We start from the raw sequence: 15,737 nt of genomic DNA on the forward strand, positions 1-15,737 counted from the left end.
CGCGGGAAGGTCACAACGTCTGAACCCAGTGACGCACCGCCTTGTCGCGCTCGACGTAGGCGACGTACTGGTCGCCGTGCTCTGTGCCAACGGCGCCCCGCCACATCCTGACCGCAGCTCTTGTCTCGGTCACGGTCACACCTTCCGGGTTCCGACGGCCTCGCCGGACAGCTCGCCGGTCTTCTCGAAGCCCACGCGCAGGTAGAACTGCTCCGGGCCGTCGGGAGCCGGGTCCCAGAGAACGGTGATCTCGTCATAGCCGCGACGGCGCGCTTCGGCCGCGACTGCCTCCACGGCGAAGCGGCCGACGCCGCGGCCCTTCGCCTCGTCGGCCACGTTGAGACGCCAGATGCCGCCGCGGAAGGCAGGGATCTCATTGTCGGGATCCCAATTGGCCATCACGAAGCCGACGACGGTGTCACCATCGAGGATGACGCGTGGCCAGGCCGTCGGAGTGACGTACGCCTCGGCGATGGAGAAGACGACGGGCGCGACGTACGCCTTCTCGCCTACGCCGGGAGGAATCCGTATCGCCCCTGCGAGATTGTCCGCGTCGAGTTCGGCCAGTCGGAGTTCATTCATGCCGGAACGATAGCGAGGGGGCGCGACATCGGCGGTGGTCGCCGCGGGACCACGGGTCGACATAACTTACAGTCACTGCACATAATGGCATCGTGGATGTGACGATCATCGCCAACGACACCCGTGGCGGGGTGGAACCCTATCTGGCGCTCGGGATCGAGGCCGCGAAACGCGGACACGAGGTGCGGGCGGCAGCACCCGATGACTACGCGACCGCCTTCACTCAGGCCGGCATCCGCTTCATCCCCCTTTCCGGTGTCGATCGCGAGGCCATCTCGGCGCACGCCGACCGTTCGTCGCTGCGCGAGATGGGCCGTCACGTCGAGGGGCTCGTGCCCGTCTGGGCGCGTGACGTGCGCGATGCCGCCGAGGGGACCGATCTGATCATGGCCGGCATCGGCGGCATGGGCCTTGCCCGCCCGGTCGCTGCAGCACTGCAAGTGCCGCTCCTGCGCGCGCACCTGCAGCCGCTCGACGCCCCGAGCCGCGACTACCCCGGACCACTGGCTCCGCGATTCGATCGGCTCGGACCGCGTGGCCGCCGACTGTCGCACGTCGTGACGCGGGTCGGGACCACCGCTCTGCTCGCCGGCCCCGAGCGTGTCGCGCGTCGGGCGCTCGGTGTCGCGACGACGCCCCCGGTGGTGCTTCCCTCGATCGTCTACGGCTTCAGCGCCTCCGTCGTGCCGGTGACCTCCGACCGCGCGACGCGACGGATCGCCACGGGTTGGTGGGCGCTTCCGGGCGATGCCGCCGTCGACATCCCGCCCGAGCTGGCGTCGTTCCTCGACGAGTCCTCCCAGGTCGTGAGCATCGGCTTCGGCAGCATGCTCGGCCCGGCGCCCGAGCGACTGTTCGACACCGTTGCACGGGCCGTCACGGCTGTCGGCGTCCGCGCGGTGATGCTCACCGGGTGGGGTGGTCTGGCTGGGACATCGCCGACCCCCGACATCCGTGCCGTCACTGCTGTGCCGCACGGCTGGCTGTTCCCCCGGGTCGCGGCAACGGTGCACCACGGCGGCGCAGGAACGACCGGCGCATCGCTTCGCGCAGGGGTGCCGACCTTCATCGCGCCGTTCGGCGCAGATCAACCGTTCTGGGGAAGCCGCACCCACCGCCTGGGCGTGTCACCGGCCCCTGTGCCGCAGTCGCGGTTGACGGTGGATGTCCTGAGCCGGGCCCTTGACCGGATGCTGCGTGACGGCGTCATGCGCGAGCGCGCCGCCGCCCTTGGCGACACCCTCCGTCGCGAGCCCGGCGCGGCCGGCGTCGTCGATCACCTCGAGTCGGTCGTCGCGGGGTGATGGCGCGGCATCCATTCAGTCGCGACGGGACAGTCCCGTGCGGATCGCCTGCCGGATCCGCCAGATCGGGAAGCCGCTGATCTGCTCGATCAGGTCGACGTCGAAGCCGTGCACGAAGTAGGCCTCGCGCACGGCTCGGATGCGGGTGGGGGTGTCGGCGAACACGAGGGCGAACTCGGTGGCGTAGCGCTCCCACACGCTCATCTCGTACTGGGGTGCGGTCACGCTTCTCACCTCGTCTCGCAATCGGGTCGACAGAACAGGGCCTCGGCCTGGTCGAATCGTAAGACGTGCGCGTTACAGCCAGACGACGCGCGGATTCCGGTATGGGGTCGCACTCCTGACGCTTCGCCTGCCTCCTCTCCCTCCGTGTTAGCGTGAGCGGGTCCAGGGGAGGAGCAACGCGATGGTCGACGCGGTGACCTCCTTCTTCCAGGTGCTGCTGACGCTTTCGGGCGTCGTCGTGTTGAGTCCGTCCGACTCCGCGGCCGTCTGGGTACTGGTCGCCGCCTCCGCTCTCCTCGTCGCACTGCTGCTGACGACCGCGTCGCTGCTCGAACGCGGCGCATCGCGCTCCGGCACCGAGCGCGCCATCGACATCTCCGTGTCGGTGGCCCAAAGCGATCCGGATGCCGCCGGGCACATCCGTTCGCGCGCTCCGGGTGCCGCGGCTTCGGCCGCGTAGCACTCGACGTCCTCCGCCCCGCGCTCGCGGGTCGTTCCGTCTTCGTCGATGTTCATCGCGGCCGTTCCGCGACCCCTCCCCATCGACGAACGGACTCACCGTGGACCTTCTTTCCTTTCCCCCCATCGCGGCCATCCTTGACGCGGCGTACGGGCTGCTCATGGCACTCGCCGACATCCTGCAGCCCGTCGCCGGTGCGGCATCCGCTGCTCTCGCCGTCGTCGTGCTGACTCTGTCGGTGCGCACGATCCTGATTCCCACCGGCATCGCGCAGGCGCGAGCCGAGCAGACGCGCGCCCGGCTGGCGCCGAAGCTGCAAGCGCTCCGGCGGCGTTACAAGAACGACCGAGAGCGGATGTCGCGCGAGACGATGAAGCTCTACGCCGACGAGAAGGCCTCGCCCTTGGCCGGCTGTGCCCCCGTGCTCGTGCAGGCACCGATCGTCGGTGTCGTCTACGCACTGTTCCTCTATCCGGTGATCGCGGGGCACCCGAACGCGCTCCTCAGCGAGCAGCTGTTCGGCGTGCCGCTCGGTGCGAGCCTTGCGGGATCGATCGTGAGCGGCACGGCCACGGCGTCGGCCGCTCTCGTCTTCGGAGTCGTCCTCGTGCTGATCCTTCTCATCGCCGAGGTCACACGCCGGCTCTTCCGGCCCGAGGTCGCGGCGTCAGAGGAAGTTCCCGGCGGTGAGGCGCTCGCGCGAATGGCGGGGTTCCTGCAGTTCGGAACCGCCGTGGTCGCGATCTTCGTCCCCCTCGCCGCAGCGCTCTACCTCCTCGTCACCGTCGCGTGGACCCTTGTGCAGCGACTCGTGCTGCGACGGAGGTTCCCGATCGAGCCGGGCACGGGCACCTGAGGAAGGGCGGATGCCGGGCCGCGGCGCCCCGCGGGCGCCTAGCGTGGAGGCGTGGACGACCTGACCTATGCCGAGGTCGGCGCGACGGGTGGCGCGCTCCCCGCCGGCTACCACCACACCCGCCTGCGGCGGGTGATCGGGCACGGTCGTGTGGATTTCGACCGCGCGGCCGACCTGCTGTTCGCCGGCGCGGTGCAGCGCCGAGCCGGTGCGGAGGTGCGGATGTCGGAGACGCCGCTGCGTGCGGGGACACGCGTCGAGATGCGGCTGCGACTCGGCCCGTTCGTCTTCCCGATCCCGTGCCTGGTGGTGTGGGCCGAGCGGGAGATCGATGCGTGCGGCTTCGCATACGGGACGCTCCCCGGGCATCCCGAGCGCGGCGAGGAGCGCTTCGAGCTCCGGCTCGATTCCTCGGGCGACGTCGTCTTCACGATCACCGCATTCTCGCGCCCGGGCCGGTGGTTCACCTGGCTGGGCGGTCCGGTGGCGCGTCGCTTCCAGGCGTACATGACGCGTCGCTATCTCGCGACACTCCTCATGCGGTGACGCGGTGCCGCCCCCGGATCCTTCGATGGCCGAACCGGGGCCGGTCGCCGATTCGCCGTTGTCACGTGCGGAGCGTGGGTCCATGATGAGCGGGTGAACACGCCCTCCGACTCCGGCTCGCTGACGCGCCGCGCTCTCCTCGCCGGCGGGGGAGTACTCGCCCTCACCGCAGTGCTGGCCTCGTGCTTCCCCAGCGGTCCGTCGGAACCCTCGGCCTCGGCCACCCCGAGCCCGTCGGAATCGGCCGGTGCAGGCGCCACACCCGCTCCGGCGCCCGCGACCCTCACACACGAGCTGATCGGCACGTTCGACGCCGCGGTCATTAAGGCCTTCGAGGACTTCGGTCTGGTCGGCGCAGCAGTGGCGCTGTTCCAGGGCGACGAGATCGTCTACAACAAGGGTTTCGGTCGGCGCGACCTGTCGACGGGCGAGAGCGTGACCCCGAACACGCGATTCCGCATCGGCTCGAACACGAAGTCCATGACGTCGCTGCTCATCGCGAAGTATGTCGATGACGGGCTCGTGACCTGGGACACCAGAATCGTCGATCTCTGGCCGGACTTCGTCGCTCCGACGCCGGAGTTGACGGAGTCGCTCACTCTCCACCGGCTTCTGGGCATGGGGTCGGGGCTGGCCGAACCCGAGACGATCGAGTTCTTCGCCTCGGGAGGCGGCGTGGACGCTGAGCAGCTCCTGCGCACCATCCCGTACCTGGAAGTCATCTCGAACACCTACGACGACACCTACGCATACAACAACACGCTGGTCGCCGCCGCGCCCTACCTCATCATGCTTGCCGACGGAACCGACCCGTCGGAGCTCGAGGAGCGCTATGCGCGGGACATCGCCGACCTCGTCTTCACGCCCATCGGCATGGATGACGCCGTCTTCGCGTCCGACCCTCGGCCGTACGGCGGCGAATTCGCCACGGGCTATCAGCGCGATCTGGAGCAGAATGCCGAGCGCTCGCCGTTCGTCAGCATCGGCGGCTACGGGCCGGCAGGCATGGTGATGGCCAGCTCTACCGACATGGCGCGGTATCTCATCACGCAGTCGAAATCCGGAGTGGCCCCGGACGGCACCGTGGTCGCGTCGGCCGAGAACGTCGATCGCACCCATCAGCCCGGCGTCGTCGTCCCTCCTGACGCGCAGAACGCGTTGCCGTCGCTTCTGCTGGCGGACACCGCCAGCACGAACTACGCGCTGGGATGGTTCGATGAGATCTTCAACGACGGTCAGCGCATGCTGTGGCACGCGGGCGGAATCGACGGCTTCGGGTCGCTGATGGGGTTCCTTCCCGAAGAGGGGATCGGTTTCGTCGCACTGACGAACTATGAACCGAACATCGGCGGCCTATTCAACTTCTCCGTGCAGTCCTCTTTCCTCGACATGATCTTCGGCCTCAACGCCGATCTGCCCGCCACCCTCGCCACCGTTCCTGCCACGCTGCGCGAGAGTCAGCGTGAGGTGGTCGCGTCGACCACCGCTGTCGATGAGGAAGCCACGGAGCCCTTTCTCGGTCTGTACTCCGACGGTTTGGAGCTTTCTCGCGGTGGTGAGGAGTTGGAACTGCGTCACGACATCCGACGGGTGCGACTTCGGGCGACCGGTCCGGACGAATTCGTCATCATGAACGGACCGAGCGCCGTGAGCGGAAGAAGCGTCGCACTGACGACGGATGCCGGTGGCTCGCGTCAGATGACGATCGACGGATTCCCGGCGGTGACGTGGTTGTCGGGAGACTGACCCCGCCGTGACGAAGGACTCCTCTCCCGCCGCGCACAATGGTCGGGTGCAGTACGAAATCGACGACGATCCCTCACGAATACAGCCCGATGCGGTGTGGGAGTGGCTGTCGACGGAGGCGTACTGGGGGCGCCAGCGGTCGCGCGAGGACGTGATGACCCAGATCGCCAACGCCTGGCGGGTCGTCGGGGTGTATCGCGCGGACACGGGGGCTCAGGTCGGCTTCGCTCGCGCGGTGTCGGATGGCGTCACCTTCGCCTACCTCGCGGACGTCTTCGTCATCGACGGTCACCGAGGGGACAGCCTGGGGAAGCGCATCTTGCAGCTGATGATCGAGGACGGCCCGGGACGCGACTTCCGCTGGGTGCTGTTCACGGGTGACGCCCACGGCCTCTACGAGCAGTTCGGATTCAGCGCTCCCGACCCGACCGCCATGGTGCGACCGGCGCGCTCCCCGTCCTGACTGAAGCGTGAGTAGCGGGTCGCCCTCGGGGGGCCGCTCAGCCAGCAGACGCTGACGGGCGGCTCATGGCTGAGCCGGGATCCACCCACCTCTCACGTCGCGAAGACGTGTAGCCCGAGGTCGTCGCTGAGCATCTCGCTGGCGATCCGCCCTCGCACGCTCGTGCCCTGCTCGTCCAGGGGCGGGCTCACGACGGCGGCCCCCAGCATCCGGGGGGCGGCGAGCACGATGGCTCCCGAGACGCTGGATTTCGCGGGGACGCCGACGCGTCGCATCCATGTTCCCGAGCCGTCGTAGACTCCGCACGTCGCCATGACCGAGATGACGTCGCGCGCGACCGGCGCGGGCACGACGCGCTCGCCCGTCACGGGGTTCACACCGCCGAAGGCGAGGGTGGCACCCATCACCGCGAGGGCCTCGACGTCGAGCAGCACGGCGCACGCCCTCCCGTAGACCTCGACGGCGTCATCGGCGGTGACGTGGAGGGTGTCTTCGGAACGCATGAGGTGCGCGAGGGCATGGTTGCGTTCGCCGTGCTCGCGCTCCTCGCCGGCGGTGCGCTCGTCGATCTCGAGGGGTCGGCCGGCGAACGCGGAGAGTCCGCGGATGATTCGGTCGGTTCTGGCCTCGACATCGCCGCCGTCGACGAGGGAGGCGGTGAGCAGCGCGCCCGCGTTGACCATCGGGTTCGGCGGACGTCCGGTACCGCTTTCGAGCTTGATCGCATCGAACGCTTCGCCGGTCGGCTCGATGCCGACCCGGTGCAGCGCCTCACCGTCGGTGTCGAGGAGGGCCAGGGCGAAGAGGAAGGGCTTCACCGACGACTGCATCGTGAAGGGCGCGTCGGAGTCGTCACTGCTGCGCACGGTGCCGTCCTTCAGGGCGAGGGCGACGGCGCAGAGCCCGGGGTCGGCATCTGCAAGGCGGGGGATGCTGTCGTCGACGGTCCCGTCGTCGTGGGGGAGGACGCGCGAGCGCAGCGCGTCGAGGTCGTACGAGCTCGGGTCTGCGGTGGCGGTCATGAATCGACCTTGTCACGGTTCCGTCGCCGCGGTTCGATCCGAGCGACCACGAAAGCTGCATCAGGTGAGCGCCTGCGGTTGTCAACCCCGTCTCATTCGCGACGGGACGGGTGGACGCTGGACGTGACCTACAGGAAGGCGCTCATGATGACTCACGAATCGCACGGCCACGACCCTGTCGCCGCCGAAGACGAAGGCTACGAGGGACCTGACATCGAGATGCCGCTGGGTGACGACGAGCCTCCCTCCGCGGAGTCGACGGTGGATGCGACGCGCTCCGACAGCTCGGAGGGCGACGTGAAGAAGGGCGGGCTGGGGCAGGACGGCACGATTCCGGACGAGCCGGACGGCGTCGCCGCCGGTCACACGGGGGAGCGGTCGAGTTTCGAGCCGGAGGAGGACGGGCAGGCGCAGGCCTGACCGCTGCGGGGGCAGCGGGCGCATGTCGGCCGTGGTCACCACGGTGTGTGATCCTGGCGGGATGCCGCCTGTCTTGCCTGACGCGTTGGTGCCGGTCGTCCTTCGGTTGATGCGCGCCAATCGCACCTTCGTGACAGCCGAGGGCGCGAGGAGACGCATACGAGAGCGCGAGTTGCGCCCGAAGCCGTACGGGCCGCCGTCTCGCTTGCGACCCGGCATTCGCGTCGACGTGGAACATGTCGACGGGTGGCCGGTGTACACGATCGTGCCGCCGCAAGTGCGGGGGGCCGTCGTCTACGTGCACGGCGGCGGATGGGTCAACGAGATCGCGCCCCAGCACTGGCATCTCGTGGCTACGATCGCCGCCGAGGCATCCATGGCGGTGACGGTTCCGATCTACCCGTTGATCCCGTTCGGCGCCGCGCTCGAGGCTCGCGACAAGACTGCCGCGCTCGTCAGGAGGAGTATCGACCGGTGGGGTGCGACCTTCCTCGCCGGAGATTCGGCGGGTGGCCAGATCGCCCTGTCCACGGCGCTCGCTCTTCGAGACGCCGGGGTGGTGCTGCCCCGCACCCTCCTCATCTCTCCTGCGCTGGATCTGACGTGGAGTAACCCTCGCATCCCGGCCGTGCAGCCGACCGACCCGTGGCTCGCGACCCCGGGAGGCAAGGTCCTCGCCGAGCACTGGCGCGGCGACCTCGACCTTCTCGATCCCGCGGTCAGCCCTCTGTTCGGGGATCTGACGGGACTGGGGCCGATCACGGTCTTCACCGGGACTCGTGACGTACTGAATCCGGACGCGCACGTTCTGGCGGAGAAGGCCCGCACGGCAGGCGTGCCGCTGGAACTCTGCGAGGTCGCCGGGCAGGTGCACGTCTATCCGCTCCTTCCGACGCGCGCCGGACGCGACGCGCAGCGGCAGATCGTCGAGAGCCTGCGCGCGGCAGCCCCCGGCTGAACGGCGTGGCCGAGTGCGCGCTCCATCAGGGCTGAGCGAGCCCGCCCGCGCGATCCACCCGCGCCGCGAGGAGGCGCCGCTCGGCGTCGTTCGCCGTGAGTTCGAGGGCGTGCAGATCCGCGGCCATCGCCGCATCGCGCTGGCCGAGCTGCCGGAGCATGCGCGCGCGCACGGCGTGCCAGAGGTGGTATCCGCTGAGGGCGTCTCCGAGTGCATCCACCTCGTCCAGTGCCGCCTGCGGTCCGTCGACCTCGGCAAGCGCCACCGCACGGTTCAGCCGAACGACCGGCGAGTGGTCGTAGGCCAGCAGCATGTCGTACAGCGTGAGCACCTGGGGCCAGTCGGTGTCTTCACCGTCCCGCGTATCGGAATGGCAGGCGGCGATCGCGGCGTGCAGTTGCCAGCGCCCCGGGCGCCGGAGCATCGCCGCCTTCTCGAGCACGGACTGTGCTTCGGCGATCAGCTGACGATCCCACCGCGTTCGGTCCTGATCAGCGAGCAGGATGAGTTCCCCATCGACCGCCCGCGCGCCTTCGCGCGCTCGATGGAACAGCAGCAGCGCCAGAAGTCCCTGCGCCTCCGGCTCGCGCGGCAGCTCGTGTGCCACGACCCGCGCGAGCCAGAGGGCGTCGTCAGCGATGTCGCGGTCTGCGGCAGCGTCGCCGCCGGCGACCAGGTGGGCTTCGCTGTACATCACCGAGATGACGGTCAGGACGATATCCAATCGTTCGGCGCGCTCCGAGCCTTCGGGGATCCGAAGAGGGATGCCGGTGGCGACGATCTTCCGCTTGGCTCGCACAATGCGCTGCGCCACCGTCGATTCCGCGGCCAGCGTCGCCCGTGCGATCTGGGCGGTCGTGAGGCCGCAGATCGCCCGGAGCGTCAGAGCGAGCTGCGCGTCCGGCGAGATCGCGGGGTGACAGCAGCCGAACAGGAGCGGTAGTCGCTCGTCGGGTTCGCCGTTTCCCGGATCCGTGACCGGTGCGGTCACGGCCGGATCGGCGAGCTGGACGAGCTTTTCGCGGTACCGCTTCTCCCGCCGCAGACGGTCGAGCGCGTTGTGCCGAGCCGCCTGTGTCAGCCATCCACCGGGATTGGGGGGAACCCCACGCGCTCGCCACTGACGAATGGCTTCCTCGATCGCCTCGGCGACCGACTCCTCCGCCAGGTCGAGGCTCCCGAGCCAGTTCGTGAGGGCCGCGACGATGCGCGCGGACTCCTCTCGGATGACTCTCGCCAGCAGATGATCGGATGCCGCGGCGCGGTGTGTCTCCGCTGCCGCGGCATCCGGATCGTTCACGACTTTCTGCAGCCTTCAGTAGGTGACGATCGGTCGGATCTCGACCGCAACGCCGGGCAGCTCGAGGAGCGGCCACGTCTTGACGATGGCGATCGCCGCGTCGAGGTCGGGCACGTCGATCACCTGGAATCCGCCGATCACCTCTTTGGCCTCTGAGAAGGGCCCGTCGGCCACCACCGGCCCCTCGCTGCCGTACCTGACGGTGGTCGCGGTGGCGACGGGCTGCAACTGGGCGCCGGACTCGGTCATCACCTCGCCGTGCGTGCCGAACCAGTCATAGGTGCGGCCGTACGCGTCGTTGAGGTGCTCAGGCGATGCCGCTGCGTCGAGCTCGGGAGTGGTGGTGAACATGATGACGTACTTCACGACCGTGTCCTTTCGTTATGGGAACCGTTTCACCCCTCCAGCGAACGGGCAAGCCCGAAATCGACACGAACGGCGAGGAGCGATCAGAACGGGTTGTTCACCGTCGGGTCGACGATCGGGCGGACCTCGACGCCGCCGCCGGTGGCGGGGCACAGCTTTCCGATCTCGAGAGCATGGTCGAGGTCGCGCGCCTCGACGACGTAGTAGCCGAGGAGGGCCTCCCTGCTCCGGACGAACGGGCCGTCGGTCATCGCGGTTCCGCCCTTGATGGTGGTCGCTGTCGTCACGGGCGCGAGCGCACCTCCGCCCGTCAGCGTTCCGCCCCGCTCTGCGACCTGGCTGGTGAAGGTGTTGTGGGCGTCGACCACCTGGGCCCATCCCTCGGGCGGCATGGTCTCGTAGTAGGTCGGGTCTTCGTAGATGAGGATCGCGAACTGGGACATGGACGTGCCTCCTGCACGGGGTAGCGGACCGGCCGATCCGGCTCCGTCACAGTGACAGCGAACATCCGGCCGCGAAATCGACAACCGGCCGGAAACCTCTCTCGATCACGTCGCCCTCGGCGAGCTCTCCGACGGGGCTGACGTCGATCGTCGCTGGGTCGGGCCATGGTGCCAGGATGAGCGCATGGCATTCGGGATGACCCGGAACGTGGTGCGACCCACGGATTCCGCGCGCGCGGATCGAGTGACCTACGTCGAGCTCTTCTTCGATCTGGTCTTCGTTTTCGCGTTGACGCAGTTGTCTTCCTACTTGTATGAGAACCAGACGCTGCTGGGTGCGTTCGAGGGCCTCATCATGGTGTGCGCGTTGTGGTGGGGATGGGTCTCCACCACGTGGGTGACGAACTGGCTCGACCCGGTGAAGCTCCCGGTCCGCGGGGCGGTGATCGCGCTTGCGTTCGTGGCGCTCGTGGTGAGCGTCTCGATCGCGGAGGCGTTCGGCGACCGCGCGTGGGCGTTCGCGATCGCTTACGTCGTCCTCCAGGTCGGGCGAACGGGTTTCATCGTGTGGGCGACCGCCCGTCACGACCGACAGGTCGCCCGCGACTTCACCTTCGTGCTGTTCTGGACCGTCGCCGGGGCGGTGTTGTGGATCGCCGGCGCGCTTCTCCCTCTCGCCTGGCAGCTGCCGTTCTGGTCCGCCGCGCTCGCCCTCGAACTGCTGGGCACCGTACTCGGTTTCCCCGTCCCCGGACGGGGCAAAGTGCTCCTGCGCTCCTGGGATCTCTCCGGCCCGCACATCGCCGAGCGCACGGCCTTGTTCGTGCTCATCGCGCTCGGTGAGGGACTGCTGATCACAGGCTTCACGTTCGTGGAGAAGGAATCCTCCCCCTCATCCATCGCGGCGATGGTGACGGCGTTCGTCGCCGCCGCGGCCGCGTGGTGGATCTACTTCGATCACGGCGAACGCGTGGGCGCGGAGGCGATCGAAGCGTCGGACGAGCCGGCCAGGCTCGCTCGCACCGCCTACACCTGGGTGCATCTTCCGATCATCGCCGGCATCGTGCTGATGAGCGTGGGCGACAAAGAGATGCTCGCACGCCCCGACCAGCGCGGCCTCGCGCCGACGATCGTGATCCTCGGCGCACCGATCCTCTTTCTCGCTGGCACGGTGCTCTTCCGTCGCGTGCTCGAACGACGCTGGTCGCGAGCTCAACTCATCGGGCTGGTCGCTCTCGCCGTGCTCGGCGGCGCGGCTCTCGCTGTCCCGTTCCTCGACGCACTCACGGCGTCCATCACGGCCGCGGTGGTTCTTGTCGGTGTCGCGGCCGGTGAGACCATCGAGCGCGTGAGGCGCGGCCGTCGCGCGGGAGGGTGACGTCGGGCGGGAAGGCCTGACCCACGAGCGCCCACAGAACGACGTCGGCGGCCCCGGTTAGGGTCGGGGGGACGGTCCGAGCGGCGGGGCGTCGGGAAGGGAACGTTGCGGTACATCGAGGACGAGGGCCGGATCGTCTGGAGCGCGAGCGACCTGAAAGCGGCCGCCGAATGCGAGTTCGCGTGGCTGCGCGCCATCGACGCCAAGCTCGGTCGCGTCGCACCCGTCGAAGAGCCGGATGACCCGACGCTGCGTCGCGCGGGTGAGCTCGGCGGCGAGCACGAACGACGCGTCCTCGCCCGGTACCGGGAGCGGTTCGGCGACGGTGTCGTCGAGATCCCCGAGACGCGCTCCTCCGACGCCGCGGCGCTCGCCGAGGCGGTGCGGCTCACCGACGCGGCTCTGAACTCCGATGCCGACGTCGTCTATCAGGCGACGTTCGCCACCCACGACTTCGTCGGCTTCGCCGACTTCCTCGTCCGCGACGAGTTCGGCGCGTGGCTCGTGCAGGACACCAAGCTCGCCCGTCACGCCCGCGTCACCGCGCTCATGCAGCTCGCCGCCTATGTCGTCCAGCTCGACCGGCTCGGCATTCCGCGCTCCGACCGCGTCGAACTGCTGCTCGGCGACGGCACCACCAGCAGCCACGAGGTCGACGATCTCCTCCCCGTCTTCCAGCTGCGACGCGACCGCCTGCAGACGCTCATCGCCGACCGTCGCCTCGACCTCGGGGTGGCCGGCGACCCGATCGCGTGGGGCGACCCGCGCGGTGACCTCGGTGTGGTCGCCTGCGGCCGCTGCGCGACCTGCGACCTGGAAGTCGTGGCATCCGGCGATCTTCTTCTCGTCGCAGGGATGCGGCCGGTGCAGCGCGAACGCCTCCGCGCGGCCGGCGTCCAGACGATCGACGACCTCGCGCGGCTCGGCACCGCGCCGGCGGGGATGAATCCCGACACCATCGCGCTGCTGCGCACCCAGGCGCGGCTGCAGCTCAGCTCGCCTTCCGACATCCCGAACTACGAGGTCGTGCAACCGCAGGCGCTCGGCGCGCTCCCGCGGCCGAGCCAGGGCGACATCTTCTTCGACTTCGAAGGAGACCCGCTCTACACGGAGGGGGAGGGAACCACCTGGGGGATCGACTACCTCTTCGGCTGGGTGGATCTGCGGGAGCAGTACTCGGCGCTGTGGGCGCATTCGTTCGCCGAGGAGAAGGAGGCGCTCGAGCGCTTCCTCGACATGGTGGCCCTCCGGCGCAAGACCCACCCCGACCTGCACATCTATCACTACGCGCCCTACGAGCCCACGCACCTGCTCGCCATGGCGGCGCGCTACGGCGTGCGTGAGTCCGACGTCGATCAGCTGCTTCGCGACGGCGTCTTCGTCGACCTCTATCCGATCGTGCGGCGGGCTCTCCGCGTCGGCTCGCGCTCGTACTCCATCAAGAAGCTCGAACCGCTCTACATGGGTGACGAGGTGCGCACGAGCGACGTGCAGAAGGGCGACGACTCGATCGTCAAGTACGTGCAGGCCCGAGCGCTTCAGCAGGACGGCCCGGATGCTGCGGCAGAGGCCGCCCGCATCCTGAGCGACCTGGCCGACTACAACCGCTACGACTGCGTCTCGACGCTGCGCCTGCGTGACTGGCTCGTCGACCGCGCCCGTGAGGCGCAGCTGCGCCCCACCCCGAATCCCGATCCCGACGAGCACGCCTACACCCCGTCCGATCGCGCCGACCGGCTGAACGCCCTCGCCGCCCAGCGCGACGCCGACTCGCCGGAGTCGCGCGCGCTCCGCCTCGGCGCGGCCGCGATCGACTATTACCCACGCGAGGCCAAGTCGTTCTGGGCCACCCACTTCCTCCGTCTGCGCGAGCCCGCGTCGGTGTGGGAGGAGACGCGGGATGTCGTCATGCTCGACTCCTCGCGCTGCCACGTCGTCACCGACTGGTATCAGGAGGAGGGAAAGCGGACCCTGCGTCGCCGCCTCGAGCTGCGCGGCGAACTCGCGCCCGGCACACGCATCAGCGAGGGCAGCGACCCGTTCGCGCTCTACGAGCTGCCGGTGTCGTTCCCCTTCGCCGACAAGCCACGCTGGATCCACGCCGATCACCGCGTCACCGTCATCGAGACCCTCGACGACGGCGCGATCGTGGAGGAATTCGCCATCGACGGCGAGACCTGGACCGAGCTGCCGATCGCCCTGACGCCCGCCGCGCCGCCGCGGGCGATGAACCAGCAGACCGCGATCGATGCATGGGCCGACGCCGTCGTCGCCGCGTCGCCCAAGCTTCCGTATGACCCCGCCACCGACATCCTGCTGCGTCGCCCGCCCCGCACGCGTGCCGGAGCGCTGTCGCCGCAGAGCGGCGACGACATCGGCGACATCACCGCCGCCCTTCTCGATCTCGACCGCAGCTACCTCGCGGTGCAGGGACCGCCCGGCACCGGCAAGACCTTCGTCGGCTCGCACGTCATCGCCCGCCTCGTCGCCGAGCACGGCTACAAGGTCGGTGTCGTCGCCCAGTCGCACGCGGTCGTCGAGCACATGCTCGACCGGATCGTGGCCGCGGGCGTGGCCCCGCAGCGCGTGGGCAAGGCGTTGAAGAAGCCCGATGACGCGGAGCGGGTGCGGTTCACGCCCATTCCCAAGAACGGAGTCGCAGCCTTCACGGCCGAGCATGCGGCATCCGGATTCGTCGTCGGCGGCACCGCGTGGGACTTCGCCCATGAGGGGCGCATCCCGCGCGGCAGCCTCGATCTCCTCGTCATCGACGAGGCCGGGCAGTTCTCGCTCGCGTCGACGATCGCGGTCTCGCTCGCCTCATCCCGCCTGCTCCTCCTCGGTGATCCGCAACAGCTGCCGCAGGTGAGTCAGGGCACCCACCCCGAGCCGGTCGACACCTCCGCGCTCGGGTGGGTCATGGACGGAGCCGACGTGATCCCGCCCGCCTTCGGCTTCTTCCTCGCCCGGTCGTGGCGGATGCACCCCGCCGTCGCGCGTGCCGTCTCCGATCTGTCGTATCGCGGTGAACTCGCCGCGCAGCCCGCGACGGCGATGCGGGCCCTCCAGGGGATCGCGCCGGGCCTCCACCCGCTGCCGCTTCGTCACCGGGGCAACGCCACCCGGTCGCCGGAGGAGGCGGCGATCGTCGTCGACCTCGTCCGGGACCTCGTCGGGCGGGAGTGGACCGGCATCGACATCGACGACACCGGCGGCGCTGCGCTGACGCCCGCGCGCCCCCTCGTGGCGAAAGACATCATCGTCGTCACCCCGTACAACGCCCAGCAGGTGCTGGTCGAAGAGGCGCTCGCGGCCGCCGGGTTCGACGACGTGCCGGTCGGCACCGTCGACAAGTTCCAGGGACAGGAGGCGGCGGTGGCGATCGTGTCGCTCGCGGCATCCTCCGGGCGTGACGCGCCCCGGGGCCTGGAGTTCCTCCTCCTGCGCAACCGGCTGAACGTCGCCATCTCACGGGCGATGCACACCGCGTACCTCGTCTACTCACCCGGACTCCTCGACGACCTCCCGCGCACCCCCGAGGGCGTCGCGCGCCTGAGCGGTTTCGCGCGCCTCGTCGGTGCCCAGCCGTCCGCATCCGACGCATCGGGCGACGGCGCGGCCGCGCGCAACCCCGTTCAGCCCGCGATGGCCGCCCAATAGACTCGCCA

At 69.4% G+C, this 15,737-nt stretch carries 17 protein-coding genes; 10 read left to right on the forward strand and 7 right to left on the reverse strand.

Annotated features, from left to right (window positions below; translation table 11 throughout):
- Nucleotides 1-10: 10 nt before the first annotated feature.
- Together V6S02_RS15060 and V6S02_RS15065 are read right to left on the reverse strand one after the other, a co-directional pair.
- A complete protein-coding gene (locus V6S02_RS15060; RefSeq protein ID WP_276310437.1) occupies nt 11-133 on the reverse strand; it encodes a hypothetical protein in 123 nt (40 codons plus the stop codon).
- A gap of 2 nt (nt 134-135) precedes the next feature.
- On the reverse strand, nt 136-582 hold the full coding sequence (locus V6S02_RS15065) for a GNAT family N-acetyltransferase (protein ID WP_336401499.1): 447 nt from the start codon (nt 580-582) through the stop codon (nt 136-138).
- A 92-nt stretch (nt 583-674) separates the two neighbouring features.
- Here V6S02_RS15065 and V6S02_RS15070 point away from each other — a divergent pair, with 92 nt between their 5' ends.
- Nucleotides 675-1,886, forward strand: coding sequence for a glycosyltransferase (locus V6S02_RS15070; RefSeq protein WP_336401500.1), 1,212 nt, complete (start codon nt 675-677; stop codon nt 1,884-1,886).
- Nucleotides 1,887-1,901: 15 nt separating this feature from the next.
- Here the strand turns inward: V6S02_RS15070 and V6S02_RS15075 are convergent, their stop codons facing one another.
- A complete protein-coding gene (locus V6S02_RS15075) occupies nt 1,902-2,111 on the reverse strand; it encodes a hypothetical protein (RefSeq protein ID WP_336401501.1) in 210 nt (69 codons plus the stop codon).
- 181 nt (nt 2,112-2,292) lie between these two features.
- On the opposite strand from V6S02_RS15075, the gene V6S02_RS15080 reads away from it, so the two are divergent.
- The 5 genes from V6S02_RS15080 (at nt 2,293) to V6S02_RS15100 (ending at nt 6,182) form a co-directional block, all read left to right on the forward strand.
- Nucleotides 2,293-2,571, forward strand: a complete 279-nt coding sequence (locus V6S02_RS15080) for a DUF6412 domain-containing protein (RefSeq protein ID WP_124294103.1) — start codon at nt 2,293-2,295, stop codon at nt 2,569-2,571.
- A 100-nt stretch (nt 2,572-2,671) separates the two neighbouring features.
- Nucleotides 2,672-3,427, forward strand: a complete 756-nt coding sequence (locus V6S02_RS15085) for a YidC/Oxa1 family membrane protein insertase (RefSeq protein ID WP_336401502.1) — start codon at nt 2,672-2,674, stop codon at nt 3,425-3,427.
- 51 nt (nt 3,428-3,478) lie between these two features.
- Nucleotides 3,479-3,973 (forward strand): DUF1990 family protein, encoded by a 495-nt coding sequence (locus V6S02_RS15090; RefSeq protein WP_336401503.1) that lies wholly within the window; start codon nt 3,479-3,481, stop codon nt 3,971-3,973.
- A gap of 93 nt (nt 3,974-4,066) precedes the next feature.
- A complete protein-coding gene (locus tag V6S02_RS15095) occupies nt 4,067-5,719 on the forward strand; it encodes a serine hydrolase domain-containing protein (protein WP_336401505.1) in 1,653 nt (550 codons plus the stop codon).
- A 7-nt stretch (nt 5,720-5,726) separates the two neighbouring features.
- Nucleotides 5,727-6,182, forward strand: coding sequence for a GNAT family N-acetyltransferase (locus V6S02_RS15100; RefSeq protein ID WP_336401506.1), 456 nt, complete (start codon nt 5,727-5,729; stop codon nt 6,180-6,182).
- A 92-nt stretch (nt 6,183-6,274) separates the two neighbouring features.
- Here the strand turns inward: V6S02_RS15100 and glsA are convergent, their stop codons facing one another.
- On the reverse strand, nt 6,275-7,204 hold the full coding sequence (gene glsA, locus V6S02_RS15105; protein WP_124294099.1) for a glutaminase A: 930 nt from the start codon (nt 7,202-7,204) through the stop codon (nt 6,275-6,277).
- 144 nt (nt 7,205-7,348) lie between these two features.
- Here glsA and V6S02_RS15110 point away from each other — a divergent pair, with 144 nt between their 5' ends.
- Nucleotides 7,349-7,624 (forward strand): hypothetical protein, encoded by a 276-nt coding sequence (locus V6S02_RS15110; protein WP_336401507.1) that lies wholly within the window; start codon nt 7,349-7,351, stop codon nt 7,622-7,624.
- A 229-nt stretch (nt 7,625-7,853) separates the two neighbouring features.
- Nucleotides 7,854-8,582: an alpha/beta hydrolase gene (locus V6S02_RS15115; RefSeq protein WP_336401508.1), complete on the forward strand. Its 729-nt coding sequence runs from the start codon at nt 7,854-7,856 to the stop codon at nt 8,580-8,582.
- Nucleotides 8,583-8,607: 25 nt separating this feature from the next.
- On the opposite strand, the gene V6S02_RS15120 is transcribed toward V6S02_RS15115, so the two are convergent.
- The 3 genes from V6S02_RS15120 to V6S02_RS15130 all read right to left on the reverse strand — a co-directional run bounded on the left by V6S02_RS15120 (nt 8,608) and on the right by V6S02_RS15130 (nt 10,691).
- Nucleotides 8,608-9,882, reverse strand: a complete 1,275-nt coding sequence (locus tag V6S02_RS15120; RefSeq protein ID WP_336401509.1) for an RNA polymerase sigma factor — start codon at nt 9,880-9,882, stop codon at nt 8,608-8,610.
- A gap of 15 nt (nt 9,883-9,897) precedes the next feature.
- On the reverse strand, nt 9,898-10,248 hold the full coding sequence (locus tag V6S02_RS15125; protein ID WP_124294095.1) for a YciI family protein: 351 nt from the start codon (nt 10,246-10,248) through the stop codon (nt 9,898-9,900).
- Between the two features lie 83 nt (nt 10,249-10,331).
- A complete protein-coding gene (locus tag V6S02_RS15130; protein ID WP_124294094.1) occupies nt 10,332-10,691 on the reverse strand; it encodes a YciI family protein in 360 nt (119 codons plus the stop codon).
- A gap of 184 nt (nt 10,692-10,875) precedes the next feature.
- Between V6S02_RS15130 and V6S02_RS15135 the strand changes: the two genes are divergently transcribed.
- Both V6S02_RS15135 and V6S02_RS15140 read left to right on the forward strand, forming a co-directional pair.
- Entirely contained in the window at nt 10,876-12,069 is a 1,194-nt protein-coding gene (locus tag V6S02_RS15135) for a low temperature requirement protein A (RefSeq protein ID WP_336401510.1), read from the forward strand.
- A gap of 105 nt (nt 12,070-12,174) precedes the next feature.
- Nucleotides 12,175-15,729, forward strand: a complete 3,555-nt coding sequence (locus V6S02_RS15140; protein ID WP_336401511.1) for a TM0106 family RecB-like putative nuclease — start codon at nt 12,175-12,177, stop codon at nt 15,727-15,729.
- Nucleotides 15,730-15,737: the final 8 nt, after the last annotated feature.

The organism is Microbacterium sp. CCNWLW134 (assembly GCF_037083565.1).
In the GTDB taxonomy this organism is placed as follows: domain Bacteria; phylum Actinomycetota; class Actinomycetes; order Actinomycetales; family Microbacteriaceae; genus Microbacterium.